This is a genomic window from Vicinamibacteria bacterium (assembly GCA_035620555.1).
GTDB lineage: Bacteria > Acidobacteriota > Vicinamibacteria > Marinacidobacterales > SMYC01 > DASPGQ01.
Window position 1 is genome coordinate 1 of record DASPGQ010000296.1, and the last position, 3,209, is coordinate 3,209.

General features: G+C 61.1%; 4 protein-coding genes. 2 read left to right on the plus strand and 2 right to left on the minus strand.

Annotation, left to right across the window (positions count from 1 at the left end; translation table 11 throughout):
- Positions 1 to 340, plus strand: a 340-nt coding sequence (locus tag VEK15_12050) for a MarC family protein (protein ID HXV61422.1), incomplete at its 5' end; no start/stop codon positions are given.
- 78 nt (positions 341 to 418) lie between these two features.
- On the opposite strand, the gene VEK15_12055 is transcribed toward VEK15_12050, so the two are convergent.
- Both VEK15_12055 and VEK15_12060 read right to left on the minus strand, forming a co-directional pair.
- A complete protein-coding gene (locus tag VEK15_12055; protein HXV61423.1) occupies positions 419 to 838 on the minus strand; it encodes a phasin family protein in 420 nt (139 codons plus the stop codon).
- Between the two features lie 59 nt (positions 839 to 897).
- Positions 898 to 1,332 carry a CBS domain-containing protein gene (locus VEK15_12060; GenBank protein ID HXV61424.1) on the minus strand — a complete coding sequence of 145 codons (435 nt, stop codon included), beginning with the start codon at positions 1,330 to 1,332 and terminating at the stop codon, positions 898 to 900.
- Positions 1,333 to 1,894: 562 nt separating this feature from the next.
- Between VEK15_12060 and VEK15_12065 the strand changes: the two genes are divergently transcribed.
- Positions 1,895 to 3,082 (plus strand): rhomboid family intramembrane serine protease, encoded by a 1,188-nt coding sequence (locus VEK15_12065; protein HXV61425.1) that lies wholly within the window; start codon positions 1,895 to 1,897, stop codon positions 3,080 to 3,082.
- Positions 3,083 to 3,209: the final 127 nt, after the last annotated feature.

Consider the following 3,209-nt stretch of genomic DNA (forward strand, 5'->3'; position numbering starts at 1 on the left):
TCGCATGGTGTTTCCCCGGCCGGGAGGTTCGACGGCTGAGGAATTGAGCGGCGAGCCCTTCATCGTCCCGCTCGCGGTGCCCTATGTGGCAGGGCCGTCAGCGCTCGCCTCGGTGCTTCTCATCATGAATCTGGAGCCGGACCGATGGCCCGAATGGCTCCTCGCCCTGCTGCTGGCCTGGATCGCCACCAGCGCCGTGCTCCTCTTCTCCGGCGGGCTCTCGCGTTATCTGGGCCGGCGAGGGCTCATCGCGGTCGAGAGGCTGATGGGAATGCTTCTGGTCGCGCTGGCGGTTCAGATGTTGATGACGGGGATCCGCACTTTCCTCGAGCTCGGCTGATCGCGAAGTGAATCGCGACCAGCGGGCTCGGCAGAAGCCACGCCGATCGTGAGCCCGGTGCCCCCCCCGATCGGTTCGTCACGACTCCTTGGTCGCGTCGCCTTGGGGACCGGCTTTCTTCGTCGCTCGTTTCTTGACCTGTTGCCTCAGTTTGACGACTTCTTTGCGGAGGGCCTCGACTTCTTTCCTCGACGCGATTCCCGCCTTCTTCATCGCCGATGTGAGGGCGCGGTCGATGGCTCCCTCGAGCTCTTTGAATCCTTCCGACGCCTTGTTGCTCGCCGCATCCACCGAGCTCCTGAATGCCTCGCCCACCGACTCGAAAGGTTCCTTGAGAGTGGGCTCGTAGGCCCTCCCCTTCTTCACGAGAGATTTGAAGAATTTGTCGCCCTGCTCTTCAGCTTCGGCGAGCGCACCGAGCCCGGCGAGCCAAATCTTGCTCACCAAACTCGCTTGTCCCTGCTCCTGTTTCGTTCGTCCCTTGTTCTCTTTGGCCATGCGGTGAGTTTAACCCCGATTCGCAGATTCTTGCACCCCGAGCAGGGTGATGAGCAAGCTCAGCCACCGATGCCGTCGGCGCAGTAGTAGGAGTCGAGAGACAGAACCTCCTGGGTGAGGGACTCGACCATGTTTCGAAGCAAATGGCGCGTGGTCAGCATTCCCCCGACGCGACCATGAGAATCGACGATGGCAAGGTGGCGTATGTGGCTGCTTGCCATGAGGGACAATGCATCCTTGCACGCCAGGTCGTGGCGGGCCATCGTAAGCGGCGCCGTCATGACCTCCGTTATCGGCGTTGTGTCGAGGGGAAGCCCTTTGGCGACGACCCGTTTGAGCAGGTCGCTCGCGGTGAAGATTCCAAGAGGCCGTTCATCTTCGACCACGACGACAGCTCCTGCGTTCTCACGCGTCATGGCTTGAACGGCGTCACGCACTTGGGCACGGCAGCCAATCGTCACCGCTGGCACTCGAGCGATCTTGAGCAAGTCCATGGCCAGTCTCCTTATGGAACGTGACCCCCCGTCGACTCGGGTATTCCACCTTCCTGACTCGGTCTCTCAGCGCTCTGGTTGTGATCCCCAGGGGGATATTCCCTTATAACCCAAGATCCCCTCCAACGCCACAGGTTAGATGCGGCTTTCTTCCTAGGGTCGTGGCTCGCTCTTTGGGGAATCACTCCACCGGCTAGTCGCCTCGTCCACCTTAGGTGTCAAGAATTGTGGAGAATGGACGGAGACAGTTCTCGATTTCTCTGGGCTGTTCACAATTAACCGTGAACGCGACTCTCCGGCCGATTCCGACCGGGTGTCCTAACGGGCCAGCGATGGGATACCATCCACCCTCTTGGAGGAAATGATGACCGAGCGGAAAGGTCTTTTGCCGGTCCAGAGATCGAGAAGCCTTCATCGATTCTACCGAGAGGGGATGATTGCGATTCGCTCCGCGGGGTCGATCGAGGGTTGACTGTCGACGTCGCTAGGGCCGGGATCTCCATTCCGTATCCGATCGACCCTCTCGCCGTGGAGGTGGACGTCCGCTCCAGCTGAGAAGAGCATGTTCCTGCCAATTGGAGATCAGCCGAATCCTCGCGGGACACCCGTCGTCAACTACGCGATCATCGGTCTCAACGTCGCGGTCTTTCTGCTATTGACGATTCCGCTCAGCCTTCAGGCGGCGGATCCGTCGGACCCCCGCTTCCGGGAGTACGTCGACGTCATCGGCCAGAATCTTCCTCCCGGCGTTCCACTCAGCGCACTAGCCCGACAGGTCTCGGCCTACGACCTGGTTGTCTTCTCCTACGGCTACCGGCCTGCCGAGCCGTCGATCGTCGCGATCTTCACCGCGATGTTCCTTCACGGCGGCTTCATGCACCTCTTCGGCAATATGCTCTTTCTCTGGATATACGGCGACAACGTCGAGCATCGGCTGGGCTCGGTCCCGTATCTCTTTTGGTACCTCACGACCGGTGTCGCGGCGACCCTCTTCCACGCCCTATTCGCGAGCGATTCCCCGATCCCCCTCGTGGGCGCCTCGGGTGCCATCAGTGGTGTGCTCGGCTTCTATTTCATCTGGTTTCCGCACAATCAGGTTCGGATCCTCATATTCTTCTTCTTCGTAAACGTCATCCTCCTTCCTGCTCGGTGGGTTCTTGGTTTTTACATCCTCATCGACAACATTCTGCCCTTTGTCGTTTCGCAGACTGATGGGGCCGGCGTCGCCTACGGGGCCCACATTGGTGGCTTTATCGCCGGGCTCGGCGCCGCCTGGTTCAAGGATCGCCGCATCGTCACCGAGAGACCTCCCGACTACCGGGGGGTCCAACGTCAAGGGCCTCGCTCTCCGGCGGATGAGATCCGTGAGGCGATCCGTAGGAACGAGCTCGCGACCGCCGCCGAGAGGTACTTCGAGCTTTCGTCAGAACAGACTCGACGGCTTCTGGGGCCGAACGAGTCGATCCTGCTCGGGAACTGGCTCGCGCAAAACAGCCATCCGCGCGCGGCGCTCACGATCTACCAGCGTCATTTGAGGGACTATCCCACCGGGCCGGGTGCGGCGGAGGCGCACGCCTACGCGGGGCTCGTTCAACTTCACGCATTCGACGAGCCGACGGCGGCCTACCAGCATCTTATCGAAGCACTCGATTTCGACCCGTCGCCCGAGCTCAGAAACCTCGTCCGCAACGGACTCGACCTCATCGAGTCGCGACAGAAGTATCGGATACGCGCGCGCCGACGGCATTGACAGACTCACTGGGCGGCGATCGGGACTTTAGCTCCGGCGGACAGCCATCGTGAAACCGCGGTCGGGTTGATCGGGTGCGAGCGCTGCCTTATCTTCTCCGGCGATGCGTCTCGGGCGGCTGGTCCTC